General features: G+C 65.5%; 27 protein-coding genes. 11 read left to right on the forward strand and 16 right to left on the reverse strand.

Features of this window, described 5'->3' with window-relative positions:
• Nucleotides 1-42 precede the first annotated feature (42 nt).
• From purC to RI03_RS05580, 3 genes are all read right to left on the reverse strand, one after another.
• The gene (gene purC, locus RI03_RS05570; RefSeq protein WP_010162803.1) at nucleotides 43-822 is read right to left on the reverse strand and encodes a phosphoribosylaminoimidazolesuccinocarboxamide synthase; all 780 of its coding nucleotides are present in this window, start codon (nucleotides 820-822) and stop codon (nucleotides 43-45) included.
• Between the two features lie 115 nt (nucleotides 823-937).
• Complete coding sequence (gene kynU / locus RI03_RS05575) at nucleotides 938-2152, reverse strand: kynureninase (protein ID WP_010215789.1); 1215 nt, start codon at nucleotides 2150-2152, stop codon at nucleotides 938-940.
• A gap of 115 nt (nucleotides 2153-2267) precedes the next feature.
• Entirely contained in the window at nucleotides 2268-3167 is a 900-nt protein-coding gene (locus RI03_RS05580) for an alpha/beta hydrolase (RefSeq protein ID WP_010215790.1), read from the reverse strand.
• An 88-nt stretch (nucleotides 3168-3255) separates the two neighbouring features.
• Here RI03_RS05580 and parC point away from each other — a divergent pair, with 88 nt between their 5' ends.
• Nucleotides 3256-5517: a DNA topoisomerase IV subunit A gene (parC, locus tag RI03_RS05585; protein ID WP_010215791.1), complete on the forward strand. Its 2262-nt coding sequence runs from the start codon at nucleotides 3256-3258 to the stop codon at nucleotides 5515-5517.
• 232 nt (nucleotides 5518-5749) lie between these two features.
• Nucleotides 5750-7465, forward strand: a complete 1716-nt coding sequence (locus RI03_RS05590) for an EAL domain-containing protein (RefSeq protein ID WP_026046479.1) — start codon at nucleotides 5750-5752, stop codon at nucleotides 7463-7465.
• Here RI03_RS05590 and RI03_RS05595 read toward each other — a convergent pair.
• The 4 genes from RI03_RS05595 to RI03_RS05610 form a co-directional block, all read right to left on the reverse strand.
• On the reverse strand, nucleotides 7435-8652 hold the full coding sequence (locus tag RI03_RS05595; protein WP_010215795.1) for a CCA tRNA nucleotidyltransferase: 1218 nt from the start codon (nucleotides 8650-8652) through the stop codon (nucleotides 7435-7437). The genes RI03_RS05590 and RI03_RS05595 overlap by 31 nt on opposite strands.
• Nucleotides 8640-9239: a CoA pyrophosphatase gene (locus tag RI03_RS05600; RefSeq protein ID WP_010215797.1), complete on the reverse strand. Its 600-nt coding sequence runs from the start codon at nucleotides 9237-9239 to the stop codon at nucleotides 8640-8642. The genes RI03_RS05595 and RI03_RS05600 overlap by 13 nt, the downstream gene beginning before the upstream one ends.
• A complete protein-coding gene (locus RI03_RS05605; RefSeq protein ID WP_081504205.1) occupies nucleotides 9236-9802 on the reverse strand; it encodes a DUF1285 domain-containing protein in 567 nt (188 codons plus the stop codon). The genes RI03_RS05600 and RI03_RS05605 overlap by 4 nt, the downstream gene beginning before the upstream one ends.
• Before the next feature lie 62 nt (nucleotides 9803-9864).
• Complete coding sequence (locus RI03_RS05610) at nucleotides 9865-10377, reverse strand: GNAT family N-acetyltransferase (RefSeq protein ID WP_010215800.1); 513 nt, start codon at nucleotides 10375-10377, stop codon at nucleotides 9865-9867.
• Nucleotides 10378-10475: 98 nt separating this feature from the next.
• On the opposite strand from RI03_RS05610, the gene RI03_RS05615 reads away from it, so the two are divergent.
• The 3 genes from RI03_RS05615 to RI03_RS05625 all read left to right on the forward strand — a co-directional run bounded on the left by RI03_RS05615 (nucleotide 10476) and on the right by RI03_RS05625 (nucleotide 11893).
• Nucleotides 10476-11108, forward strand: a complete 633-nt coding sequence (locus tag RI03_RS05615) for a glutathione S-transferase family protein (RefSeq protein ID WP_010215802.1) — start codon at nucleotides 10476-10478, stop codon at nucleotides 11106-11108.
• A 93-nt stretch (nucleotides 11109-11201) separates the two neighbouring features.
• Nucleotides 11202-11573, forward strand: a complete 372-nt coding sequence (locus tag RI03_RS05620) for a dihydroneopterin aldolase (RefSeq protein WP_010162814.1) — start codon at nucleotides 11202-11204, stop codon at nucleotides 11571-11573.
• Entirely contained in the window at nucleotides 11570-11893 is a 324-nt protein-coding gene (locus RI03_RS05625; RefSeq protein ID WP_010215803.1) for a Rossmann fold domain-containing protein, read from the forward strand. The genes RI03_RS05620 and RI03_RS05625 overlap by 4 nt, the downstream gene beginning before the upstream one ends.
• A 102-nt stretch (nucleotides 11894-11995) precedes the next feature.
• On the opposite strand, the gene RI03_RS05630 is transcribed toward RI03_RS05625, so the two are convergent.
• Entirely contained in the window at nucleotides 11996-12880 is an 885-nt protein-coding gene (locus RI03_RS05630; protein WP_010215805.1) for a hypothetical protein, read from the reverse strand.
• A 222-nt stretch (nucleotides 12881-13102) separates the two neighbouring features.
• Between RI03_RS05630 and RI03_RS05635 the strand changes: the two genes are divergently transcribed.
• From RI03_RS05635 to RI03_RS05650, 4 genes are all read left to right on the forward strand, one after another.
• Entirely contained in the window at nucleotides 13103-13777 is a 675-nt protein-coding gene (locus tag RI03_RS05635) for an energy transducer TonB (RefSeq protein WP_026046480.1), read from the forward strand.
• A 67-nt stretch (nucleotides 13778-13844) separates the two neighbouring features.
• Entirely contained in the window at nucleotides 13845-14645 is an 801-nt protein-coding gene (locus tag RI03_RS05640; RefSeq protein WP_010162819.1) for a MotA/TolQ/ExbB proton channel family protein, read from the forward strand.
• A gap of 93 nt (nucleotides 14646-14738) precedes the next feature.
• Entirely contained in the window at nucleotides 14739-15218 is a 480-nt protein-coding gene (locus tag RI03_RS05645; protein WP_026046481.1) for an ExbD/TolR family protein, read from the forward strand.
• Nucleotides 15219-15247: 29 nt separating this feature from the next.
• A complete protein-coding gene (locus RI03_RS05650; protein ID WP_010162821.1) occupies nucleotides 15248-15676 on the forward strand; it encodes an ExbD/TolR family protein in 429 nt (142 codons plus the stop codon).
• 431 nt (nucleotides 15677-16107) lie between these two features.
• Here RI03_RS05650 and dcd read toward each other — a convergent pair whose 3' ends face one another.
• Nucleotides 16108-16662: a dCTP deaminase gene (gene dcd, locus RI03_RS05655; protein ID WP_010162822.1), complete on the reverse strand. Its 555-nt coding sequence runs from the start codon at nucleotides 16660-16662 to the stop codon at nucleotides 16108-16110.
• A 136-nt stretch (nucleotides 16663-16798) separates the two neighbouring features.
• Here dcd and RI03_RS05660 point away from each other — a divergent pair, with 136 nt between their 5' ends.
• On the forward strand, nucleotides 16799-17461 hold the full coding sequence (locus RI03_RS05660) for a hypothetical protein (RefSeq protein ID WP_010215809.1): 663 nt from the start codon (nucleotides 16799-16801) through the stop codon (nucleotides 17459-17461).
• Here RI03_RS05660 and RI03_RS05665 read toward each other — a convergent pair.
• Genes RI03_RS05665 through RI03_RS05675 form a run of 4 tightly spaced genes read right to left on the reverse strand, consistent with a single transcriptional unit; the run spans nucleotide 17458 to nucleotide 19122 of the window.
• Nucleotides 17458-17922, reverse strand: a complete 465-nt coding sequence (locus RI03_RS05665; protein WP_010215811.1) for a cytidine deaminase — start codon at nucleotides 17920-17922, stop codon at nucleotides 17458-17460. The two genes, RI03_RS05660 and RI03_RS05665, sit on opposite strands and share 4 nt — an antisense overlap.
• A gap of 11 nt (nucleotides 17923-17933) precedes the next feature.
• Nucleotides 17934-18269 carry a hypothetical protein gene (locus tag RI03_RS24540; RefSeq protein WP_010215812.1) on the reverse strand — a complete coding sequence of 112 codons (336 nt, stop codon included), beginning with the start codon at nucleotides 18267-18269 and terminating at the stop codon, nucleotides 17934-17936.
• A gap of 21 nt (nucleotides 18270-18290) precedes the next feature.
• The gene (locus tag RI03_RS24545) at nucleotides 18291-18623 is read right to left on the reverse strand and encodes a GH25 family lysozyme (RefSeq protein WP_238542286.1); all 333 of its coding nucleotides are present in this window, start codon (nucleotides 18621-18623) and stop codon (nucleotides 18291-18293) included.
• Nucleotides 18624-18639: 16 nt separating this feature from the next.
• On the reverse strand, nucleotides 18640-19122 hold the full coding sequence (locus tag RI03_RS05675; RefSeq protein WP_010215815.1) for a UPF0262 family protein: 483 nt from the start codon (nucleotides 19120-19122) through the stop codon (nucleotides 18640-18642).
• A 330-nt stretch (nucleotides 19123-19452) separates the two neighbouring features.
• On the opposite strand from RI03_RS05675, the gene RI03_RS05680 reads away from it, so the two are divergent.
• A complete protein-coding gene (locus tag RI03_RS05680) occupies nucleotides 19453-20946 on the forward strand; it encodes a replicative DNA helicase (RefSeq protein WP_026046482.1) in 1494 nt (497 codons plus the stop codon).
• 163 nt (nucleotides 20947-21109) lie between these two features.
• Here RI03_RS05680 and RI03_RS05685 read toward each other — a convergent pair whose 3' ends face one another.
• From RI03_RS05685 to RI03_RS05695, 3 genes are read right to left on the reverse strand one after another with little or no spacing between them, the layout of a single operon-like run.
• A complete protein-coding gene (locus RI03_RS05685) occupies nucleotides 21110-21865 on the reverse strand; it encodes a phosphoadenylyl-sulfate reductase (protein ID WP_010215820.1) in 756 nt (251 codons plus the stop codon).
• Nucleotides 21858-22277, reverse strand: a complete 420-nt coding sequence (locus RI03_RS05690; RefSeq protein ID WP_010215823.1) for a DUF934 domain-containing protein — start codon at nucleotides 22275-22277, stop codon at nucleotides 21858-21860. The genes RI03_RS05685 and RI03_RS05690 overlap by 8 nt, the downstream gene beginning before the upstream one ends.
• Nucleotides 22270-23901 (reverse strand): nitrite/sulfite reductase, encoded by a 1632-nt coding sequence (locus RI03_RS05695; RefSeq protein ID WP_010215825.1) that lies wholly within the window; start codon nucleotides 23899-23901, stop codon nucleotides 22270-22272. The genes RI03_RS05690 and RI03_RS05695 overlap by 8 nt, the downstream gene beginning before the upstream one ends.
• Between the last annotated feature and the right edge of the window lie 85 nt (nucleotides 23902-23986).

Here is a 23986-nt window from a genome sequence, read left to right on the forward strand (position 1 = left end):
GCCTACGCCAGGGAAGCGGCTGAATAGGGCAAGCCGAGCGGCTTACTTCCCCTTGTTGAGCCGGTGCTGTTCCATGTCCAGAACCGCGCCATCGGCTTCCTCGGGCAACAGCCCGAGCCGACGGGCTACTTCTTGATAGGCCTCGACCTCGCCGCCGAGATCGCGACGGAAACGATCCTTGTCGAGCTTCTCGTTGGTGGTCATGTCCCACAAGCGGCAGCCGTCGGGGCTGATCTCGTCGGCGAGGATCACGCGGGGATAATCATTGTCCCACACGCGCCCGAATTCGAGCTTGAAGTCGATCAGGCGGATCCCGATGCCGGCGAACAGCCCGCACAGGAAATCGTTCACGCGAATCGCCAGGTCGGCGATGTCGGCCATTTCTTCCTGCCCGGCCCAGCCGAACGCGGCGATATGCTCGTCGGTGATCATCGGATCGCCGAGCGCATCGTCCTTGTAGTAATATTCGATGATCGTGCGGGGCAGCTGGGTGCCCTCCTCGATCCCGAGGCGAGTCGAGATCGACCCGGCCGCGACGTTGCGCACGACGACTTCGATCGGGATGATCTCGACCTGGCGAATCAGCTGCTCGCGCATGTTGAGGCGGCGGATGAAGTGCGTCGGCACGCCGATCGCGCCGAGCAGCGTGAAGATGTGCTCTGAAATCCGGTTGTTGAGCACGCCCTTGCCGCTGATCGTCCCCTTTTTCTGGGCGTTGAAAGCGGTGGCGTCGTCCTTGAAGTACTGGATCAGCGTACCCGGCTCAGGACCCTCGTACAGGATCTTGGCCTTGCCCTCGTAGATCTGGCGGCGGCGTGCCATGTTTGCGCTAACCCCTGGAAATGAGCGGCCCCGGCAACGCGGATCACGCGGGCCGGGGAGGGAAGATCACGCCTATACCGGATCGATGCCGGGGGTGCAATCGATCGCTTGGCGGTCAAGTGACCGCGTTGCGTTGCTGGAATGCGGGGTCGCGATGGGCATCCGTGGCGAGGATGTCGCCGAGGATCTCGCCCGCACGGACAACGTCTTCGAACCCGAGATAGAGCGGGGTAAGGCCGAAGCGGAGGATGTCGGGATCACGGAAGTCGCCGATGACGCCGCGCGCGATCAGCGCCTGGCAGAGCGCATAGGCCTCCGGATGGCGGAACGAAATATGACTGCCGCGCCGGGCGGGGTCGGCGGGGCTGACGCACTCCAGACCGAGCGACGCGCCGATCTCGGCCATCTCGTCGAACAACGCGGCGCTCTTGGTCGCGACCTGTTGCTGGTCGACGTCCTCCCAGATGTCGAGCCCGGCCTCGAGCGCGGCGAGACCCAGCATCGGGGGGGTGCCCGCGAGCCAGCGCGTCATTCCGGGCGCGGGGGCATAGGCGTCGGCGAACCCGAATGGTGCGGCATGGCCCATCCAGCCCGACAGCGGGCTGGCGAGTTGGTCCTGCAATCGCCGGGAAACGAAGAGGAAGGCCGGTGCGCCAGGGCCGCCATTGAGGAATTTGTAGCCGCATCCGATTGCGAGATCTGCCCCTGCAGCGTTCAGGTCGATCGGGATCGCGCCTACACTATGGCTTAGATCCCAAAGCATTAGCGCGCCTGCTTGCTGCGCCTTCGCGGACCATGCCGACATATCGAAACACTCGGATGTCTTGTAATGTGTATGCGTCAGCATGACGATGGCGGTGGTTTCGTCGAGGGCGTCGGACAAGGCAGCGCGAGGAACGGCGTTGAGCCGTGCCCCCGGAACGCACCCTGCCGCCCCTTCGGCAATGTGGAGGTCTGTGGGGAAATTGCCGGTCTCGCTGAGGATCGTGGTCCTCGGTGCTGCGTGGCGCAGGGCGGCGACGAGCAGCTTGAACAGATTGACCGAGGTCGAATCCGCGACGATCACCTCGTCCTCGGCCGCGCCGATGAGTTTGGCGATCTTGCCACCGACCCGACGGGGCGCCTCGATCCAGCCTTCGTTCCAGCTGCGGATAAGCCGTTCTCCCCATTGCCGTTCCGCGATGTCTGACAGCGCCGCCGGAGTCGACCGCGGGAGCGGGCCGAGCGAATTGCCGTCGAGGTAGATCACCCCTTCGGGCAGGTGAAACGCGTCGCGATAGCCGCGGAGCGGATCGGCCGCGTCACGCGCGCGGGCTTCGTCGGGGGTCATGCTTCGGCCTTTCCGTCACCCGGGCAGAGGCCGGGGCCGGGTGGGTGTTGACGTGCTATCACGGTCCGGAGGTGCCACGTGGCGGTCCCGGGCTCCGGCGAGGTGACGGGATTGGTCATTTTGCCAACGCCAGGCGGATCAGGCGCTTCGCTTCCGCCCAGGCGGCGGTTTCCGGCGCGATCAGTTCGACGTGGCCGATGTGGTCGACGACATGCAGCTCCGCCCGGTCGCCTTTGGCGCGGGCTGCAGCGACATATTGGGTCCCCATCCGGAGCGGGATGATCTTGTCGTCCCGGCCATTCACGAGATCTTGGGGCACCCCGTCGGGCAGCAGCCGCGGGACAGAGGTGTCGGCATAGACATCGCCCCGCACACCGGGCGCGCCGACGAGCTTCGCGACGACGTCGACGCCGCACCCATTGTCCGGACTGGCGGCGGTTGCCTCCAGATCGGGCAGGCCGCCGAGACTGACAACCTGCGCGATCTTCAGCGGGTGTCGCTGGTATAGCGCGCTGGTCTTCGCGATCCTGCCGCGCGCGGCGAGCCACAAAGCAAGGTGCCCGCCAGCCGAATGCCCCACCGCCACTACGCGGCGGGTATCGAGGTGGAATTTCCGGGCATTGGCGCGCAACGCGTCCGCCGCCGTGCCCGCATCGATGAAGGTTCCCGGATAGCCGCCGCCGGGCCGATCGACGCCGCGATAGTCGACGTTCCACACTGCGATCCCGTCGCGCCGCAGATCGTCCGCGATCCAGTTCATCAGGCTGCGGTCCGCGATACTCGTCGTCCAGCAGCCGCCGTGAATCATCAGCACCGTCGGGAAGGGGCCCTTGCCCGCTGGCAGCCACACGTCGACCTTCTGGTACGGATCGCTGCCGTAATCGACCGTCGCATTCGGCTGCGGCGCCGGCCGCCTGGTCAGGTCGGGCCATGTGAGCAGCGGTTTAGACGCCTCCTGCGCGGGGAGCGCGGTGGCGGTGAGCAGCGCGGCGGCGGCAAAAGCGAATCTGAGCATCGTGCCATCGATACGACGGCATCAGGCACTTGTCGAAGCCCCAGCGTCGCGGTGGACGTAGGCCGTCCCGGCCTGCTAATCGGAACAGATGGCGACCGACATCATCGACCCCAATGATCCCTTCAACGCGATCGCCGACGCGCCGTTCGATAGCGCGCTGTCGGATCGCTATCTCGTTTATGCGCTATCGACGATCACCGCGCGCTCGCTCCCCGATCTGCGCGACGGGATGAAGCCGGTGCACCGTCGCTTGTTGTGGGCGATGCGCGCGCTCAGGATGGACCCGAGCAGCGCGTTCAAGAAATCCGCGCGCGTCGTTGGTGAAGTCATCGGCAAATACCACCCGCACGGCGATCAGTCGGTCTATGACGCGATGGTCCGGCTCGCGCAGGATTTCTCGGTCCGATATCCGCTGGTCGAGGGGCAGGGAAATTTCGGCAATATCGACGGCGATAACGCTGCCGCCTTCCGCTACACCGAAGCCCGGCTGACGCAGGTCGCGATCGACCTGATGGACGGACTCGACGAGGACGCGGTCGCGTTCAAACCCACGTATAATAACGAGGAACAGGAGCCCGAGCTGTTCCCCGGCGCTTTCCCCAATCTGCTCGCCAATGGCGCGGCGGGGATCGCGGTGGGCATGGCGACCAACATCCCGCCGCACAATGTCGCCGAACTCTACGACGCCGCGATCGCGCTGATTGACCGGTCGGGCGATCTCGCCGGGTTCAACATCCTCGATCACGTCCGCGGGCCCGATTTCCCGACCGGCGGGCTGGTGGTCGATTCGCCCGCCGCGATCGCCGAAAGCTATGCCACGGGCCGCGGCGGCTTCCGGGTGCGCGCGCGCTGGCAGGTTGAGGATCTCGGGCGCGGGACGTGGACCGCGATCATCACCGAGATCCCGTATGGCGTGCAGAAGGGCAAGCTGATCGAGCAGCTCGCGGCGATCGTCAACGACAAGAAGCTGCCGATCATGGCGGACGTCCGCGACGAATCGGACGCGGTGATCCGCATCGTGATCGAGCCGCGCAGCCGCACCGTCGACCCGGTCGTGCTGATGGAAAGCCTGTTCAAGCTGTCCGACCTAGAGAGCCGGTTCAGCCTCAACCTCAACGTGCTCGACGCGAGCCGGACGCCGCGCGTGATGAGTCTCGCCGAGGCGCTCAACGAGTGGGTCCAGCACCAGTTCATCGTGTTGCGGCGGCGCGCCGAGCATCGGCTGCGCAAGATCGCGGACCGGATCGAGCTGCTCGACGGCTATATCATCGCCTACCTCAACCTCGACCGCGTGATCGAGATTATCCGCACCGAGGATGAGCCCAAGCCGGTGATGATCGCCGAGTTCGAACTGAACGACCGCCAGGCCGAGGCGATCCTCAACATGCGGCTGCGATCATTGCGCCGGCTCGAGGAAATGGAGTTGCGCAAGGAGCGTGACACGCTCGATCGCGAACGCGCCGGGCTCGAGGGGCTGCTCGGAAGCGAGGCGAAGCAGCGGACGCGGCTGAAGCGCGACTTCGGCAAGCTGCGCGACCGCTACGGCCCCGAGACGACGCTCGGGCGGCGGCGGACGACGATCGAACAGGCGGCCCCGCTGCGCGACATTCCGCTCGACGCGATGATCGAGCGCGAGCCGATCACGGTGATCCTGTCGCAACGCGGCTGGATCCGCGCGATGAAGGGGCATGTCGATCCCGCCGGGGTCGCGGCGGTCAAGTTCAAGGACGGCGACGCACCGCTGTTCGATTTCCACGCGCAGACCACTGACAAGGTCGTGGTCGCGGCGGAGAACGGACGCTTTTTCACGCTCCCTGCGGACAAGCTGCCGGGCGGGCGCGGCTTTGGCGAGCCGCTCCGGCTGATGATCGACCTCGATGGCGATATCGGGATCGTCGGGGTGTTCCGCGCGAGCCTGTCCGATCGCTGGCTGGTGGCGGCCACCGACGGTCGCGGGTTCATCGTGCGCACCGCCGACATTCATGCCGAGACTCGCAAGGGCAAGACGGTCGTCACCCCGCGCCTCGGCGCGAAGCTGAAGATCGTCCGCCCGGTCGCGGTCGAGGACGATTATGTCGGCGCGATCGGCGACAATCGCCGGTTGTTGGTTTTCCCGATCGCCGAACTGCCGGAGCTTACCCGCGGGCAGGGGGTGCAGTTGATGCGCTTCCGCGACGGCGGTCTGTCGGATGCGATCACCTTCGTCTTCGCGAGCGGACTGAGCTGGCAGATGGGCGGCGACAGCGGGCGGGTGCGGACCGAGACCGACCTCGGCCCGTGGCGCGCGGCGCGCGGGGCCGCCGGCCGGATGCCGCCGAACGGGTTCCCGCGAGACAATCGCTTCGGCTGATCCTGCCTCGGGTCCGCCCAGCTGCGCCCGCCAAGCCTGTCCGGACGAGGGCTCGTCAGCCGGACGCGGTTGGCCAGCCAGCGAAGAGGGATTTGATGCAGAGCCGCATGGCTGCATGCTCGCGCCGAACGCTCGGACACGGTGCGATCTGTCCAGCGGTGTCAGCCTGGGAAAGGGCTGAAATACGGGGGCGCAAGCTGCTTGTTAACTATTCGGCCCTAGCAATGGGCCAATGGCGCTCAGGACTCATCCTGTCTTGGTGGAAGATCCCGTGGTCGGTGCTCTGACCGCGTTGGACAATAACGCCCTATCGGTGATGCTCGTTTCGCGGGCGATCGACCTGTTGCCGATCCCCGCTGTGCTCGTGGTGCTCGGACCGGACGGGGTGCGGGTCGAGGCGTCCAATAGCGCGTTCGATCTGGCGGGACTCGGTCCCGCCGAACGCCGGCAATCGTTGATCGCGCAGATCGAACCGCAGATCTCCGCCTTCATCCGCGGCGAATCGCTGCGCGCCGAATTCCGGATCGACTTTGGCGACGTGGTCGATGGCCGCCATTACCAGGCGACGCTCGCGCGGCTGATCCGCAACCCCGAGCAACGCTGCATTCTCGCGTTGGTCGACCAGACCGCCGAACTGCGGACCGAGCACAATCTCCGCCGCGAGATGCTGACCGACAGCCTTACCGGCCTGCCCAACCGCGCGGGGTTCAGCGACCGGCTGGAGACGCTGATCGAGAACCCGCTGACGCGCGATCGCTACGCGGTCCTCGTAATTGATCTCGATCGGTTCAGCCGGGTCAACGCCTGCCTCGGGTCGATGGCAGGGGACGAGCTGCTGATTACCGTCGCGCGTCGCCTGAAGGGCGCACTTCGTGCGCAGGACGTGCTGGCGCGCACCGGGGGCGACGAATTCGCGATCCTGCTGACGCTGGAGGATGGCGCGATCGATGCGGAGCATGTTTCGAAACGCATCTTCGGCGCGCTCTCGACGCCGTTCCGCTTGTCCGACTTCGAGATTCGCGTCGCGTGCTCGATCGGCATCGCGTTCGGCGCGGCGGCGATCGACGACGCCGAGGAGCTGATCCGCCACGCCCAGTTCGCGGTCAAGCGGTCGAAGGTAACCGGCAAGTCGGAAGCCTATCAACCGCAGGCGTTCGACATCGCGCGCGAGCAATTCGGGATCGAGACCGCGCTTCGCCGCGCGATCGAGCGCGGACAGATGCGGCTGTGCTATCAGCCGATCGTCGATCTCGCGACCGGCAAGCTCGTCGCGTTCGAATCGCTCGCGCGCTGGCGCGACGAGGACGGGATCGAATATTCGCCCAATGATTTCATCCCTGTCGCCGAGGAATCCGGGCTGATCGTCCCGCTCGGTCGCTGGGCGATCCAGGAAGCGGCGGCGACGCTCGCCGGGTGGGACGCGCGGCTTGGCGGGGATTGCGCGATCAAGCTCGCGGTCAACCTCTCGGCGATCCAGCTCCAGCGCGATTCGATCGCGGCGGTCGTTCAGGCCGCGCTCGACTGCAACGGCCTGAGCGGGCATCGCTTCACGCTCGAACTTACCGAAAGCGCGCTGGTCAGCGATCCGGACCGGATCGCGGGAATCATGCAGGCGTTGAAGGCGCTCGGCACCACGATCGCGATGGACGATTTCGGCACGGGCTATTCGAACCTCGCCTATCTCCAGAAACTGCCGATCGACGTGCTCAAGATCGATCGCAGTTTCGTGACCGGCATGCTCGCCGACCGCGACAAGATCGCGATCGTCCGCGCGATCCTCAGCCTGGCGCAGGCGTTGGGGATGCAAACCACTGCCGAGGGAATCGAAACGATCGAGCTGTCGCAGACGCTCGCGGCGCTCGGTTGCACGTTCGGGCAGGGCTATTACTACGCGCGTCCGCTCGAAGCGGATGCGGCCTATGCGATGCTGCTCGACTGCCGCCACTGATCGACCGCGGCGTCCGCGAGTTCGGCGGTACGATCGGCATCGGGAAAGCCTTCCGCGATCCACGCCTCCTCGACCTGCCGCAGCATCCGCGCGACATCCGGCCCCTTGCCGACGCCGCGCTGCACCAGCGCGCCACCGGTGAGCGGGAAGGCGGGGATTTCGAACGCCGCGATCTCTTGCGCGCCCGTTATCGCCTCATTGCCGCTCGTCGTCAGCAGCCAGCGGTCGAGCGCGCCATCGCGCCCAAGCCGATAGGCCAGCGCGGGCGGTGTGCCGCCCGGCGCGCCGAGTGCGGAAATGATCCGCTTGCGTTGTGCGTTCGACAGTTTGAGGCGGTTGGCGACCGCTTCGCCCAGCGCGGGGTCGCGCGGCAGTACCGCAGCCAGCCGGCGCAACGGATCCGAGAGGATCGCCGCCGCGGTTTCGTAGTCCGCCACGTCCGACAGACGGGCCACGCCAGCCGACGTGATTTCGGGCAAGACTGGCAACAGGATGCCGTGCGCGATCATCAGATTGAGCGTGGCAACCGCACCGGGGGCGACGAGCAGCTTGAGCATCTCCGCCGCGATCCGCTCGCGCGACAGCGCCATCAGGTCGTTCGCGCGCGCCGTGCAGGCGGCGAGGCCGTCGGCATCGGGCACGTCGCCGAACCGCGCGTGGAAGCGAAAGAACCGCAGGATACGCAAATGATCCTCGGCGATTCGCTGCAACGGATCGCCGATGAAACGGACGCGGCCCGCCGCGAGATCGTCGATCCCGCCGAAATAGTCGAAGATCTCGCCCGATACCGGGTCGGCATAGAGCGCGTTGATCGTGAAATCGCGCCGCGCCGCGTCCTCGCGCCAGTCGTCGGTGAAGGCGACGACGGCGTGGCGGCCATCGGTCGACAGGTCGCGCCGCAGCGTCGTCACCTCGACCGGGCCATCGGCGAGGACTGCAGTGATCGTGCCGTGCGCGAGGCCGGTCGGCACCGCCTTGATCCGCGCGCGCTGAAGCAGCGAGAGCACGTCCTCGGGCGCGTGTCGGGACGCGAGGTCGATGTCGGAGACCGCGCCGCCCAGCAGCGTATCGCGCACCGCACCGCCGACGACGCGGGTTTCGCCGGCTTCAGCTCCCAGCACGCGGCAGAGCGCGACCAGCTCCTCCCGGTCGCGCCATTCCGCCGCAGGGAGCGTCACGCGTTCCATCGCAACCGCCGCGACAGGTTGACGATCATCGCGGCGGTCGCGCCCCAGATGCGATGCTCGCCCCACAGGATCTCGTAATAATGGCGGTTGCGGCCCTGCCACTCGACGCTGGCTTCGATATGGTTGCCCGAATCGAGCAGGAAGCCGAGCGGTACCTCGAACACGATTGCGACTTCGGCCGCATTGGGGGTGAACACCAGATCGGGCGGGACGACGCCGATCACCGGCGTAACCTCGAACCCGGTGACGGTGCGATAGCGATCCGCCTCGCCGACGACATGGACGACGTCGCGGGGGAGCGCGATCTCCTCCTCGGCTTCGCGCAACGCGGCGGCGATGGCACCGGCATCGCCGGGGTCGATCCGGCCACCGGGAAAGGCGACCTGCCCGGCGTGCCGGGTCATCGTGTCGGTGCGGCGGGTGAGAATCACGCCGGGTTCGACGCGATCGGTGACAGGCACGAGCACCGCCGCCTGCGCGAGTGCCGAGGGGATCGGCTCATGATCGACATGATCGCCGGTCAGCAGCACCGCATCGTCGGCGGGGCCAAGCGCGAGCGCATGGCGCAAACGTTCGACGAGCGTCATGCCGCGGGCTCGATCGGGAAGAAGCTGCCCGCGCTCCAAACGCCGGGGGGCGTTTCGCCACCCTCGATCGCGCGTTGCGCGAGCTCGTAATAGACCGAGCGTGCGACCACCGCATCGAGTTCGCCCCGCACGCGCAGATAGGGCCGGGGCCCATCCTCGCGCGGTTCGAAGCGGAGCGGGTGTTCGGCATTGGCGGTCACGATGTCGCCGGTGTTGAGCCGGAACGCGAGCACCGCATCCTTGCCGACGCGTTCGACCTTCATCTCGACCGCGACGAACGGGGCGTCCTCGACCTGGATATCGAGCTTCTCGACCGGGGTGACGAGGACATAGCCGCCATCGGCTTCGCGCCGCAGGATCGTCGAGAACAGTCGCACCATCGCGGGGCGGCCGATCGGCGATCCCTGGTGGAACCACGTTCCGTCGCGCGCGATGCGCATTTCGCTGTCGCCGCAATGCGTCGGGTTCCAGCGCTCGACTGGCGGAAGTTTGTGCTCCTCGGCGAGCCGCGCGATGTCGGCGAGCGAGAGGGACGCGAGGTCGGGGATCGGCTCCATGGGCATGTCGGAGGCGGTAGGACAGCGCACGGCATGCGTAAAGCGGTGCCGCGCCGAACCGGCGGTAATCAGGCCAGGGCGAGGATCCGCGGTGCAAGGATGCCCGCACCGGTCGGCACCGCCGTTCCAGACGCAAGCAGGCGATGCCGCTCGACGGGGCCGGGGACTCGCCACAGCTCGGTACGACTTGCGTCGAAGCCGAAGAAGCGGCCGTAATATTCCGGGTCGCCGATCAGCGTCAGCGCGTCCGCCAGGCCATGCGTGGCCGCGGCCTCCAGCGCCCGTGCGGTCAATTGTTGCCCGATCCCGCCTTGCTGGCGCGATGGATCGACCGCGACCGGACCGATCTGGACCATCGGAACGTCCCGCCCATCGTCGCCTGCAAAGCGAATCGGCCAGCACTGGATCGTGCCGACCAGCGCCCCCGCATCGCGCGCGGCGAAACTCAGTTCGGGAATCATCGCCATCCCCTCCCGGATTCGATAGGCGGTGCGCGCGTGACGGCCCGATCCGAACGCCACGTCGAGCAAATGCTCGACCCGGTCGGGGGCGATCTCGGCAATCGGCACGATATCGATCACGGGCCAAATCCTTGCCGCCGCACGTCCCGGATGGACCACAGGGGCCGCGCGCTTTAGCCTCCACCTCGCCGAACGCAAGAACGAAGGACTCCCCAGCGATGAAACTCTTCGATGCGGATTGGGCTCCAAGCCCTCGACGTGTTCGCATTTACCTGGCGGAAAAGGGGATTTCGGTCGAGCGCGAGACGATCGACTTGCGGCAGGACGAGCAGCTTGGCGCGGCATATCTTGCGCTGAACCCGCGCGGGGTCGTGCCAGCGCTGCAGCTCGACGATGGCGAGATGCTGTGCGAATCGGCCGCGATCTGCCGTTACTTCGAGGCGCTGGGAGACCCGTCGCCGCTGTTCGGCGAGACTGCGCTGGACATCGCGCGGATCGAAAGCTGGTCAAGGCGGATCGAGAATGAGGGGTATGCCGCAGTCGTCTATGTGTTGCGCAACCAGCGCCCGGCGTTTCGCGATCGCGGCGTGGCGGGGAAGTGGCCCGCGATTCCGCAGATCCCCGAACTGGTGGAGCGGGGACAGATCCTGTGGGATATGTTCGTCGGCGTGCTCGACGCACATCTGGCGGGGCGGACCTGGATCGCGACCGATTCCTACAGTTTCGCGGATATTTCCGCGCTGGTTACGGTCGATTTCGCAAAGGCCGCAAAACTCGTCGTGCCCGACGGCGCAGCGGATCTCAAACGCTGGCACGCTGCTGCATCGGCGCGTTCGAGCGCGACCGCGTGACGGCTGTTCCCCCGCGGCGCCGATCTGCTATGGCGCGCGCCCATACCTCCCCGCCCACGCCTCCCCCGATGCGTACCGAATGAAGGGTTCCCCTTGGACGACCGACTGACGCTGAACGTGCATGACCTCGAAGTGCAGGTGCTGACCGGCATTTACTCTGAGGAAACGCACCTCCCGCAACCGCTGCGCATCTCGCTGACGGTCGATCTGACGGTGCCCGATCGCTACGAACCCGATACACCGCTGAGCGCGTCCAAGAATTACCTCGACCTCAAGCATGCGGCGACCACCGCGCTGCCCGAGGGCGTGCATTTCACGCTGATCGAGGCGGTTGCCGATCACATCTGCGAAACGCTGTTCCTGCAGGACAAACGCGTGACGAAGGTCGAGGTGACGATCGTCAAGCTCGCCATCGCCGAGGCGGGGGAATCGATCGGGATCACGCTCACGCGGCACCGGCGGTGATCGCTGCGGTCGCCGAGGCGCTGGGCGCTACGGCCACGTTGGTTGTGGCGGACGCTCAATCCACCCCCGCGACGGTGATCGACACGGTTCGCGCGGCGGGGGGGGGGGAGGCGGTCGTGATCCTGCTGCTCCCTGCCGTTTCGGCGATGGAACGCGCGATGCTGCTTGCGGCGCTCGGGCCACTTGCGGGCGAACTGGCCCCGCGCCGGGTTTGCGCGATCGATGTCGCGGAGGCCGCTCCGACCGAACACGTCGTCACCGCGGCACGGTTTCTCGCCGGTGCGCGATCGACCACCGGACAAGTGTTACGGATCGACTAGCGCGCTCTGCAGCATTTCGGAAATTTGCTTCCCTGCCGACGGCCGAGGGCCAGCCGGTATGACCTAGGTGACGAGCCCAGAGCCGCTCTCGCCAACATCATCCTATCGTACGGACCCTTCCTTCGGGCCGTCAACCGTTCGATCACAGGTGCCAAGCCCGTTCAACACCGTCGCATAATCCTCCCGAACGATCGCATTGTCGGCTTCGCTGCCGTGCAAGGCGGTGTCGGGAAGCGTAGCGGGCAACGTGCAGGCGAGCCGATACCATAGCAACGTCTGCCGTGCCGGGGGGGGCGCCGCTTCGTCGACGACTTCGCTCAGCGCGACCGACCAGCGTGGCGGCTGGCCCGCCTTGCGGAGCACGTTGAGCGAGATCGGTCGGTTGTCGGCGGTGGTCAGGAAAATCTGTGTCTCGCCATCTCCGGGCAAATCGCCCGCAGTGAAGAAGGCATTGCCGATTCCGGTCACGGTCGGCGGCGTATCGGGCGCGAGCACTTCGAGGACGATCCGCCGGGTCAAAGCGTCGCTCGCCGGGGTCCAGTTGCGCTGCGCATCCGAACGGACCAGTTGGACCTGTCCCTGATTGTTCGCGACTCCACGCGCGAACAGCAAGACGCGCATCTTGCGATAGCGCGGCGGACGACCGCGGGCGTCGAGTGGAACGTCGATCGTGTACCCGATTCTCGGCGGTACGGCACCGGTTCCGCGAATCAGAGCGGTCACATCGGCCTCGATATAGAGTCGCGTGGCATTTTGTGGGACGCCCGGTGCCTCGGCCGGTTTGAGCCGGACCTCGCTCCGAACCGTCGCATCGAGGATGACTGGGGACGCCAGGACAAGGTCGGCATAGTCCGAATAGGGTAACGCCGTTGCTTGTTGCGAAACCGCAGAATCCAGCGGTTTCAGAGGAGTTTGCTGCGCTGCAACAAGACTTGGAGACGCGGCCAGCAACAGCGTTGCCAGCAGCCGGTTTGGTGCCGTCATCATGCTTATGCGTTACCCGACCGTGTCAGTTTTAAACAGAAATAATTCTGCCACGCGACGCTTGTACGTTTGTTGCGCCAGACAAAGCGTTTGCGTCGTGGTTTTTGGCGCGATAGAGGTTACGACCTGTCCAGGATACATTAACCCATGACAGGCCGGATAACGAGCGGACGTTACGGATCGGGCTTGGACCGTCGTGCCGGAATAGAGGAGTTTCGTTTCTGAATGGCTTACGCTGATCGCAATACAAGTGGCAGCCGCGCCGTGTCGATCGTGATCGTTTCGGTCATCGTCGCACTGTTCGCGTGGGGCTTCGTGAACGGGTTGACCTTCAAATATATCAAGAAGGTTACCGAAAAGCTAAACACGTTCGACGTCGTCGAGCCGCCACCGCCGCCGCCTGACAAGCCGCCGCCCCCGCCGCCCGAACAGCCGCAGCTGCAGACCCCGCCGGTCGTGTCGCCGCCGCCGATCGTGCGCGTGCAGGCACCGCCGCCGCCTGTCACCACAGTCATCACGCCGCCGCCGGCCGCACCGATCACGGTCCGGGCAGCAGCGCCAGCACCGGTGCCCGTTCCGGCGCCGCCCGCTGCTCCGACGGTCAGCAAGGCCGCCGGTCCAAAGGGTAACCCTGCCGACTGGATTACCAACGACGACTATCCGTCCGACGCGCTGAGCGCCGAGGCACAGGGTACGACGAAGATTCGTTGGGACATCAGCCCGGCAGGCCGCGTCGAGAATTGCACGATCGTCGCTTCGAGCGGCAATTCGTCGCTGGACCGCGCAGCCTGCAGCGCACTGACCCGGCGTGGGCGTTATACGCCCGCGCTCGATCAGACCGGTGCGCCGATGCGGACCAGTGGCCAGTCGCGCAACGTCGTGTGGCGCCTGCCCGAATAAGACCCATCCCAGGCGTGCGGCTCCCGGCGGGCCGCACGGCTTCATAATCGAGAAGGAAGTACCCCCAATGTCGACCACCATCCTCGCCGCCGGAGCATCGGCTGCTGACAACTTCGGCTTCATGAACGCGATGAAGCAGGGCGGCCCCGTCACGTGGACGACTGCCGCGATCCTGACGATCTTCCTGTTCTTCACGCTCTACATCCTGTTCACGAAGATTTTCGAGCAGCAGAAGATCATCAACCAGGGCCGTCGCGTCCGGGCGACCTTCTGGAACTCGAACTCGCTGCAGGAAGGCGCTGCCAAGCTCGAGAAGAACTCGGCCTACAAGCAGATCGTCGACGACGGCATTGCTGCACAGCAGCAGCACGGCCGCCTGACCGATCCGGTCGAGGCACATGACTGGCTGCACGGTTCGCTGACGCGCTCGGAAGCCGTCATCAACTCGCAGCTCGGAGGCGGTCTTGCCTTCCTCGCGACGGTCGGCGCAACCGCACCGTTCGTCGGTCTGTTCGGTACGGTGCTTGGTATTTACCGCGCCCTCATCGGCATCGGCCAGGCTGGCCAGGCATCGATCGACAAGGTCGCAGGCCCGGTCGGTGAGTCGCTGATCATGACCGCCTTCGGTCTGGTCGTCGCGGTTCCCGCAGTGCTCGCGTTCAACTTCCTGCAGCGCCGCAACAAGGCGATCGCAGAGCATCTGAGCGCATTCTCGACCGACGTTCTCGGCTACCTTGCTTCGGAAGGCGCAGTTCGTCCGGCAGCATCGCGCGCAGCGACGAAGGCTCCCCCGGTTTCGGGTGCGAAGCCTGCTGCAACCGGCACGACGACCGCTGGCCAGGCTGGTGGCGTTCAGACGCGCGTCTAAGGACGACCCGGGGCCGTCCAGCCGGACGGCCCCGATTTTCTCGCCGCCCGGACGTACCGGGTGGCCTGACTGATACGGATAGGATGGCCTTTCATGGCGATTAGTACTGGTGGTGCAGAAGACGCCCCGATGTCCGACATCAACACGACGCCGCTCGTCGACGTTATGTTGGTGTTGCTGATCATCTTCCTCATCACGGTTCCGGCGATTGTGCAGAGCGTCAAGCTCAAGCTGCCCGACGTGCGGTACGACCCGACCGTGACCAAGCCCGAGAACGTCTCGCTCTCGATCACGAAGGATTCCAGCGGCGCATGCGCGGTGTATTGGGGTCTGACGCGTGTGACGCATGAAGAACTGCTGAAGCGGGCGACCGACAAGCTCAAGGAAATCGTCGACAAGGCAGGTGGCGCGGCCAACCTGACGACCGAGGATCTTCCCGAAGCGCATATCCGCGGCGACGTGGAAACGCCTTACAAGTGCATCGGTGGCGCGATCTACACGATGCAGTCGGCTGGCTTTGCCAAGGTCGGCTTCATCTCCGAGCCGCCCCCCACCGGCGGTCCGTCATCGTAAGCGTGCGCTAGCACCGAGGAGTAATAAGCATGGCAATCAGTGCAGGCGGCGCCGAAGGCGAGCCCATGATGGACATGAACACGACGCCGTTGATCGACGTCATGCTCGTGCTGCTCATCATGTTCATCATCACGATCCCGATCCAGACGCACGCGGTGAAGGTCGATCTGCCGATCAATGACCCGAACCAGGTGAAGCCGCAGATCGACCCGCAGAAGAACAAGATCGTCATCACGCCCGACGGCGTGGTTCTCTGGAACGGTGCCCCGACGGACGGTGCGACGCTGCAGCAGTATCTGACGCAGACGACGCAGCTCAACCCCGAGCCGGAACTGCACTTCCAGCCGGATCCGGCGGCACGGTACGAGAAGGTCGATCAGGTCCTTGCGATCATCAAGCGGTCGAACGTCTCGAAGCTCGGCTTCATCGGCAACGAACAGTATCGCGGCGAATTTTGATCTTTCTTCAGGGTTCGGTACGCAAATCGGGCGGTCCTTCGGGGCCGCCCTTTTTTTGTCTTCGGGCACCGGACGGTCGACAGAGGACCGAGCAGTGCATTGCACCGGGCTGTCAGGGCCGGACACAACGACGAATCTGCCAAACGGAGGCGGTCGAACTCTTCTCGATAGCGGGGGTGGGCCTGCCGTATGAGGGCTAGGTCAGCGCAGCCTGACGCACAGCGGGCGTAAAGCGTAGGGTCCTCCGGGGATCGGCATCGCTCCCGGCATCTCTCGCTGGCGCAGGCAAGTGCTCAGCGGGGCGATACAGGAATGTCAGCGACCGCCCCTTGCTACCTTCAACGGTGCACGGGAGTCCCTCTTGCCACGAGGGTTATGTTCTGGTCGTAAACCCCGCGTTTCCGACCCGATGGTCGCAACGAGAATAGGGCTTAGAGCCGCGGCAAAGTCACCCCGCGCTGGCCCATATATTTGCCCGCGCGATCTGCGTAGCTTGTCTCGCACGGCTCGTTGCCCTCGAGAAACAGGAACTGGCACGCGCCCTCATTGGCGTAGATCTTGGCGGGAAGCGGCGTCGTGTTGGAGAATTCCAGCGTGACATGCCCCTCCCAGCCGGGCTCGAGCGGCGTCACGTTCACGATGATCCCGCAGCGCGCATAGGTCGATTTGCCGAGGCAGATCACCAGCACGTCGCGCGGGACGCGGAAATATTCCACCGTCCGGGCCAGCGCGAAGCTGTTGGGCGGTATAATGCAGCAATCGGTCTTGCGATCGACGAAGCTGTTCGAAGCGAAGTCCTTCGGGTCGACGATGACGCTGTCGATGTTGGTGAAGACCTTGAACTCGTCGGACACGCGCGCGTCATAGCCGTAAGACGACAGGCCGTAGGAGATGCAGCCATCGCGCTTCTGGCCGTCGACGAATGGCTCGATCATTCCGTGCGCGAGCGCCTGCTCGCGGATCCAGCGGTCGGACATGATCGACATGCGAAGGCTTCTCCTGTGTGACGGTGTGACGACCGCCCCGCCGTTTCGCCGGAAACAGCCGCAGGGGCAAGGGCGTGCTGTTGCGATCCCACCGAGTGACCGATACCCTGGCATGACAGTTCGGCGGGGGCTTGCGATGAAACGTACGCAATGGGTGCATCTGGCTGCGGGCCTGGCGCTGGTTCTGGCGGGAACGGTCACCTTCGCTCCGGAGGCACTGGCGTTTCCGCACCAGCAGCGGATCGGCGACACGATTCTCTATTCCGAGATGCCGCTGCCCGCCACGATGCCACAAATCCTGGCGCGCGCCGACGGGCTGCTGCGGCGGAGTGCCATCTCTTCGCCGCACTATGGCCGGCGGATCTTCCTGACCGATGGGGGCTGGCGGTGGCACATCCTTGCCTTTCAGACACCGGGTGCGTTCGCCTTCACGCGTCCGATCAGCGAGGCGATCGTCGTCAACCGCAGCAATCTGGCGCGCGACCAGGTGTATACCGCCGCCGCAATCGGTGGAACGCGAACGCTTTCGGGCATCATTGCGCACGAACGCACGCACGGGTTCATACGCGCGCGTTATGGGCTGTTCGCCGACGTGCGGTATCTGGCATGGCTGCGCGAAGGCTATTGCGATGTCGTGGCAGGGGACGGCAGCCTTACCGACGAGGCGGCAGCGGCGCTCGAAACGCGTCATGTGTCGCATCCCGCCCTGATCTATTATCATGGCGGAAAGCGGGTCGCTGAACGTCTGCGCGCCAACGGCGGCAACGTTGACGCGCTGTTCTCCCCGGCGAAGCGCTAACGGACCGGACCGAGCCCGAGATCCTTGGGACCGAAGGCGTGTGGGAGCAGCTCCGATAACGGGTAGCGTTCCATTGCGTCACCCTCGGCGGCCCCACACCATATGATCACGTCGTGACCGCCGATCTGCGCGGCTTCGTTGATGACCTGGCGGCACCGCCCGCACGGTCCTACCGGCGCGGTTCCGGTTGGTGCGCCAGTCGCGTCCATCGCGCCGCCGATCACCCCGACCGCGACGACCCGCGCGAGGTTGCCCGCGCTGCTCACCATCGCGAGCGCGACGGTTTCGGCACAAAGCGACAAACCATAGCTCGCATTCTCGAAGTTGGCGGCGGTGACGATCGCGCCATCGTCGAGCAACACCGCCGCCCCGACGGCGAACCGAGAGTAGGGCGCATGTGCGTTGCGCGCCGCCACCCGCGCGGCTGCGATCAAGCTGAGTCCGATAGCCGACTCGGTCATTCCATTCCCCTTCATGGTCGCACCACATCCCAATGCACCGGTTTCTCGACACCCTCGACATGCAAAGCGGCATTGGCCTGCCACATCCGCCACGGCCGTGCTGGATAGTCAGGCGTAAAATAGTCCTGCACTGCCCAGACCGAGCGCGGGATCGCCGCCGTCACGCCGTAGGCCGTATCGAACGGCCGTGTGACCTTGAGCAGCACGGGCTTGCCGGTGTGCGCCTCGACCATGTCGATATAGCGCCGCAACCCTTCCAGCATGGCCCCGGTTTCGGGCCGCGCAGTGCAGTCGGGCGTGAAGGCGAGTTCCACGGCGGCGGGGAGTGCGTCGTCGGTCCGTGGCACGGTCGTGTTGAAATTGTTGGCCTAGTCCACCGCGCTCTTGCACAGCGAGTAGTGGTGGAGCGCGCCGCGCCGCATCCCGGTCTCGGCGATCTTCGCCCAATTCTCCTCGAAACGCGTATCGCGCCGGTCGGCGTCGACCGTCGCGCGCAAATAGACGAAGTCCGCGCCGCTGCGCTTGACGGCCCACCAGTCGACGGCCCCGTCGACGCCGGACATATCGACACCTTGGAAGGTGTACGGCGCGCCGGGTTTCCAGCCCATGGCGACCACCCATGCCACGATCGCCGCCAGCCCGAGCGCCGCGACGACACTTGCGAACAGAGCGACCAGTCTGCCCAAACGGCGAACGGTCAACGAATTTACCCCTGGATTATGCTTTGATGTGGAGGACGCAGATCAGCGTGAAGAGGCGTCGGGCGGTGTCGAAATCGATTTCGATCTTGCCGGCCAGCCGCTCGCGCAGCAATTCTGCTGCCTCATTGTGGATGCCGCGGCGCGCCATGTCCACCGTTTCGATCTGCGCGGGCGTCGCATTGCGGATCGCCTGGTAGTAACTATCGCAAATTGCGAAGTAATCTTTGATCGGACGGCGGAAGCGCCCCATCCCCAGGACGTAGGTTTCCAGCAGCGTATCGTCATCGCGATGGATCGCGATCGCAAGTCTGCCTTCCTCCACCGCGAGCGCGATTCGATAGGGCCCGGCATACCCATCGGGATAGGCGCGCTGCGGCGCGAAATGGTTGCCCTCGATCAGGTCGAAGATCGCGATCCGCCGTTCCTGCTCGATATCGGCGGAGCGCCACAGGATCGTGCGTTCGTCGAGCGTAACGGCAATGATGCGCGGATCGGCCATGCGCTAGCCGTAGAGGGGAAGGGCAGGGGGAATCAACGCATTCCATCACCGGCGGCCGCACGACGGTCACGCCGGTCAGCGTCTGCCGGACTTGTCCTCAGCTTGTCCACAGACTTATCCACAGCCTGTCCCGGGCTTTCCCACAGCTTGTCCACGGGACACCAACACCTCATCCATGGGTTATCCCTGCGTTGTGCCGGAGTTGCCCCGGCCTTTTCCACGCAGGCTACCGGGTTCTACCGCGCTTATCCCCGGACTTATCCACAGGCGCGCCAAGCGGTCCGGCGCAACGGGCTTGAGCGGAAGGGCCGACAGGTCCAAACCGCGCGCATGGCCACCGCATTTGCATCCCCACCCCCCGCTGTTCCCGAAACTGTTTCCCTGCCGCAGAACGTCGAGGCCGAGGCAGCGATGCTCGGCGCGATGATGATCGACAATCGGCTTGCCGACGATCTCATCGACAAGCTCCAGCCCGAGCATTTCTTCGAGCCGCTCCACGGCCGCATTTTCAGCGCGATCCGATTGCTGCGCGGGAACGACATGCTCGCGTCCCCGGTGACGCTCCGCCCGATGTTCGAACAGGACGCGGGGATGAAAGAGCTTGGCGGCCCCGCCTATCTCGCGCAGTTGACCGGGAGCGGTGCGGGGCTGATCGGCGCGCGGCAATTCGCGCAGCAGATCTATGATCTGGCGATGCTGCGGACCTTGGTGACGGTCGGGCGCGGGCTGGTCGAGCGTGCGATGGACACGTCGGAGGAGGTCAATCCGCGGGCGCAGATCGAAGCGGCGGAAGAGGAGCTGTTCAAGGTTGCCGCCGACGGCGGTAGCGAAAGCGCGATCAAGTCGTTCGCGCAGGCGACGACGCTTGCGGTCAAGAATGCCGAGAAGGCGCTCAACAGCGGCGGCGGTCTATCGGGCATCACCACCGGGCTCGACAGCGTCAACGCCAAGATCGGCGGAATGCATCACAGCGATCTCATGATCCTCGCCGGGCGCCCCGGCATGGGCAAGACCTCGCTTGCGACCAACATTGCGTTCAACGCGGCGGCGCGGTGGATGCGCGACATGCAGGACGGGATCAAGCCCGCCGACTCGGTCGGCGCGAAGGTCGCGTTCTTCAGCCTCGAAATGTCCGCGGACCAGTTGGCGACGCGTATCCTGTCCGAGCAGGCGCGGATCAGCTCCGAGGCACTCCGCATGGGCAAGATCAGCCGCAACGAGTTCAACCAGCTCGCGGCCGCGGCGGCGGATCTTGAGAACCTGCCGCTGTTCATCGACGATACGGCGGGCCTGACGATCGCTGCGCTCCACACACGGATGCGGCGGTTGCAGCGCCGGCACAATAACGAGATCGGGCTGGTGGTGGTCGATTACCTCCAGCTGCTGACCGGCTCGGGCAAGAGTTCCGAAGGCAACCGCGTGCAGGAGATTTCCGAAATCTCACGCGGGTTGAAGACGCTCGCCAAGGACATGAACGTGCCGGTGATGGCGCTGTCGCAGCTCAGCCGCGCGGTCGAAAGCCGCGAGGACAAGCGCCCGATGCTGTCGGATCTGCGCGAATCGGGGTCGATCGAGCAGGACGCCGACATCGTGTTCTTCGTGTTCCGCGAGGATTATTACGTCGCGTCGCGCGAGCCCAAGCGCCCGGTCGAGGGGGACAACCCGAAGGTGTTCGAGGATCATGCGCAATGGGCGCTCGAGATGGAGCGCGTGTTCGGGCTCGCCGAGCTGATCGTCGCCAAGCAGCGTCACGGCGCGACCGGCAAGGTGATCCTGAAGTTCGAGCCGAGCGTGACGCGGTTCAGCGATTACGTGGGGTATTGAGGGGCGGGCAGCCGCCGCGCTTCCCGACCCCTTCCGCTTCCCCGGCGAAGGCCGGGACCCAGTAGCGAAGGTTGGTGTTGGTTAGCGCAGCGACTGCTTCGGCACGGCCACTCCTGGGCCCGGCCCTCGTCGGGGGAGGGCTAATAGACGAAGCGGCAGACGGTCAGAAAACCGGTTCCTCGCCCGGCTTTTCGGGGACGTGGATCCCACACTCGACCTTGTCCCACCCGCGCCAGCGCCCCGCACGCGGGTCCTCGCCCGGCTGGACCTTGGACGTGCACGGCGCGCACCCGATCGACGGATACCCTTGCGCTTCCAGCGGATGGCGGGGAAGCTTGTGGTCGGCGAAATAGGCGTCGAGCCGGGTCTTGTCCCAGTCGGCGAGCGGGTTGATCTTCAACCGGCCCTCGTCTTCCTCGAACCGCGGCATCGTGATGCGGGTGCCCGCCTGGAACCCCTTGCGCCCCGAGATCCACGAATCGAACGGCGCGAGCGCACGGCGCAGCGGTTCGACCTTGCGCAGGTCGCAGCAGCCGTCCGGATCGTAGTTCCAGCGTAGGCCCGTCGCGTCCTTCGCTGCGAGCCGGTGCGGGTCGGGGCGGAATACGCGCAGGTCGGTGAAACCGAGCATCTCCGACAACTGGTCGCGATAGGCCAGCGTTTCTCCGAAGATCTTTTGCGTGTTGAGGAAGATGACCGGGATATCGCGATCGACCTGCGCGATCAGGTGGAGCAGCACCGCGCTCTCCGCCCCGAACGACGATACCGCGGCGACGCGGCCCTTCAGTTCGCCAGTCAGCATCTCGCCGAGCAGGTCGCCCGTGCCGACGCCCGCGAAACGCGCCTCCAGCGACGCCGCATCGGCGGGCGAGAAGGGGGCGACGTCGATCAGGTCCAGTTTGCGTGCGGTGCTAGCCATGCCGGAGCTTCCACACCGGGACCTGACCGTCGGCGGCTTTCTGGTAGACATGATCGTAGCGGGTCAGCGCCGCCTCGAGCGTTGCCGCATCGATCTCGGCCTCGGGCGCGAAGCTGTCGAAGCCGCAGCGCTTCATGAACAGCATCTGGTCGACGAGCACGTCGCCCTGCGCGCGCAGTTCACCCGTGTAGCCCGCCTCGCGCAGGATGCGGGCGGCGGAATAGCCACGGCCGTCGCGGAAGCTCGGGAAGCTGATCTCGACCAGCGCGATCCGGTCGAGATGCGGGAGCAGCGCGCGCGCGTCTTCGCCCGCTTCGAGCCGGACCGCGGTGGCGTTGGTCTGGTCCTCGAGGAACGCGTCGAGCGTGACCGCTGGCTCGTCGGAGCCCATCGAGATGGCGGACTTATCCATAAAGCGCTTCCTTGAACGGATCCATGCCGAGCCGGCGGTAGGTATCGAGGAAGCGTTCGCCCGCTTCCCGCTTGTCGAGATAGACGTTGGTCACGGTCTCGACCGCGTCGACGATGCCGTCCTCGCTGAAGCCCGGGCCGGTGATCCGCGCGAGGCTGGCGTCTTCCGCGCCCGAGCCGCCGAGGAGGAGCTGGTAATTTTCGGTCCCCTTCTTGTCGACGCCAAGGATGCCGATGTGGCCCGCATGGTGGTGGCCGCAGGCGTTGATGCAGCCGCTGATCTTGAGCTTCAACTCACCGAGGTCGCGCTGGCGCTCCGGGTCGGCGAAGCGGGTGGCGATCTTCTGCGCGACGGGAATCGAGCGGGCGTTGGCGAGGCTGCAGTAATCGAGGCCGGGGCAGGCGATGATGTCGCTGATCAGGTCGACGTTGGCAGGCGCCAGACCCGCCGCATCGAGCGCGCTCCAAACGTCGTGAAGGTCGCTTACAGCGACGTGCGGCAGGACGATGTTCTGCGCATGGGTGACCCGTAACTCGTTGAAACTGAAGCGTTCTGCCAGGTCGGCCATCACGTCGATCTGGTCAGCCGACGCATCGCCGGGGATGCCGCCGGTGGGCTTCAGGCTGATCGTCACGATCGCATAGCCGGGTTGCTTGTGCGCGACCGTGTTCTGCGCGCGCCACGCGTCGAACGCGGGGTTGGGCGCGGTATCGGCCTGCGGACCGACCGCGACGAACGCGGGGGGCGCGAACATCTCGGTGATTCGGTCGAATTCGGCCTTGGGCGGATCGAGCCCGAGCGATTTTACGTGCGCAAATTCCTCCTCGACCTGGCGGCGATATTCGTCCGCGCCGAGCTCGTGGATCAGGATCTTGATCCGCGCCTTGTAGATATTGTCGCGGCGGCCGTAGCGATTGTAGACGCGCAGGCACGCCTCGACATAGCTCAGCAGGTCGTCCGCGGTGATGAAGTCCTTGATTTCGGGCGCGATCATCGGGGTGCGGCCCATGCCGCCGCCGACGAAGATTCGCCCGCCGAGGACACCGTCCCGCTCCACCAGCTGGATGCCGATGTCGTGGAGCCGCATCGCCGCGCGGTCTTCGTCCGCCGCGATCACCGCGATCTTGAACTTGCGCGGCAGATAGCTGAACTCGGGGTGGAAGGTGCTCCACTGACGAAGCAATTCGGCCCAGATGCGCGGATCCGCGACTTCGTCCGCCGCGGCACCGGCGAACTGGTCGGACGAGATGTTGCGGATGCAATTGCCGCTGGTCTGGATCGCATGCATCTCGACCGTCGCCAGCTCGGCGAGGATGTCGGGCGCTTCGGACAGCTTGATCCAGTTGTACTGGATGTTCTGGCGCGTGGTGAAATGGCCGTAGCCGCGGTCATATTTGCGCGCGATGTGCCCGAGCATCCGCATCTGCCGCCCGTCGAGCGTGCCATAGGGGATGGCAACGCGCAGCATATAGGCGTGCAGCTGGAGATACAGGCCGTTCATCAGCCGGAGCGGCTTGAACTGGTCCTCGGTGATCTGGCCGGCGAGGCGGCGCTTCACCTGGTCGCGGAATTCCTCGACGCGGGAATCGACGATCGACTGGTCGTACTGGTCATATTTATACATGGGCAATTCCGGGCAGGATCGCAGAAGGGGTTTTCACGCAAAAGCGCGAAGCCGCGAAGAAGGAAGACGATCGGTTTGCGGGCAG

Origin of the sequence: Sphingomonas sp. PAMC 26621 (assembly GCF_000251145.1) — a bacterium.
Taxonomy (GTDB): Bacteria; Pseudomonadota; Alphaproteobacteria; order Sphingomonadales; family Sphingomonadaceae; genus Sphingomonas.

Bases quoted from the DNA above. Each gene is read 5' to 3' on its own strand.
- purC (WP_010162803.1), bottom strand. From the start codon at position 822: ATGGCACGCCGCCGCCAGATCTACGAGGGCAAGGCCAAGATCCTGTAC.
- kynU (WP_010215789.1), bottom strand. From the start codon at position 2,152: ATGACCCCCGACGAAGCCCGCGCGCGTGACGCGGCCGATCCGCTCCGC.
- RI03_RS05580 (WP_010215790.1), bottom strand. From the start codon at position 3,167: ATGCTCAGATTCGCTTTTGCCGCCGCCGCGCTGCTCACCGCCACCGCG.
- parC (WP_010215791.1), top strand. From the start codon at position 3,256: ATGGCGACCGACATCATCGACCCCAATGATCCCTTCAACGCGATCGCC.
- RI03_RS05590 (WP_026046479.1), top strand. From the start codon at position 5,750: ATGGCGCTCAGGACTCATCCTGTCTTGGTGGAAGATCCCGTGGTCGGT.
- RI03_RS05595 (WP_010215795.1), bottom strand. From the start codon at position 8,652: ATGGAACGCGTGACGCTCCCTGCGGCGGAATGGCGCGACCGGGAGGAG.
- RI03_RS05600 (WP_010215797.1), bottom strand. From the start codon at position 9,239: ATGACGCTCGTCGAACGTTTGCGCCATGCGCTCGCGCTTGGCCCCGCC.
- RI03_RS05605 (WP_081504205.1), bottom strand. From the start codon at position 9,802: ATGCCCATGGAGCCGATCCCCGACCTCGCGTCCCTCTCGCTCGCCGAC.
- RI03_RS05615 (WP_010215802.1), top strand. From the start codon at position 10,476: ATGAAACTCTTCGATGCGGATTGGGCTCCAAGCCCTCGACGTGTTCGC.
- RI03_RS05630 (WP_010215805.1), bottom strand. From the start codon at position 12,880: ATGATGACGGCACCAAACCGGCTGCTGGCAACGCTGTTGCTGGCCGCG.
- RI03_RS05635 (WP_026046480.1), top strand. From the start codon at position 13,103: ATGGCTTACGCTGATCGCAATACAAGTGGCAGCCGCGCCGTGTCGATC.
- RI03_RS05640 (WP_010162819.1), top strand. From the start codon at position 13,845: ATGTCGACCACCATCCTCGCCGCCGGAGCATCGGCTGCTGACAACTTC.
- RI03_RS05645 (WP_026046481.1), top strand. From the start codon at position 14,739: ATGGCGATTAGTACTGGTGGTGCAGAAGACGCCCCGATGTCCGACATC.
- RI03_RS05650 (WP_010162821.1), top strand. From the start codon at position 15,248: ATGGCAATCAGTGCAGGCGGCGCCGAAGGCGAGCCCATGATGGACATG.
- dcd (WP_010162822.1), bottom strand. From the start codon at position 16,662: ATGTCGATCATGTCCGACCGCTGGATCCGCGAGCAGGCGCTCGCGCAC.
- RI03_RS05660 (WP_010215809.1), top strand. From the start codon at position 16,799: ATGAAACGTACGCAATGGGTGCATCTGGCTGCGGGCCTGGCGCTGGTT.
- RI03_RS05665 (WP_010215811.1), bottom strand. From the start codon at position 17,922: ATGACCGAGTCGGCTATCGGACTCAGCTTGATCGCAGCCGCGCGGGTG.
- RI03_RS05675 (WP_010215815.1), bottom strand. From the start codon at position 19,122: ATGGCCGATCCGCGCATCATTGCCGTTACGCTCGACGAACGCACGATC.
- RI03_RS05680 (WP_026046482.1), top strand. From the start codon at position 19,453: ATGGCCACCGCATTTGCATCCCCACCCCCCGCTGTTCCCGAAACTGTT.
- RI03_RS05685 (WP_010215820.1), bottom strand. From the start codon at position 21,865: ATGGCTAGCACCGCACGCAAACTGGACCTGATCGACGTCGCCCCCTTC.
- RI03_RS05690 (WP_010215823.1), bottom strand. From the start codon at position 22,277: ATGGATAAGTCCGCCATCTCGATGGGCTCCGACGAGCCAGCGGTCACG.
- RI03_RS05695 (WP_010215825.1), bottom strand. From the start codon at position 23,901: ATGTATAAATATGACCAGTACGACCAGTCGATCGTCGATTCCCGCGTC.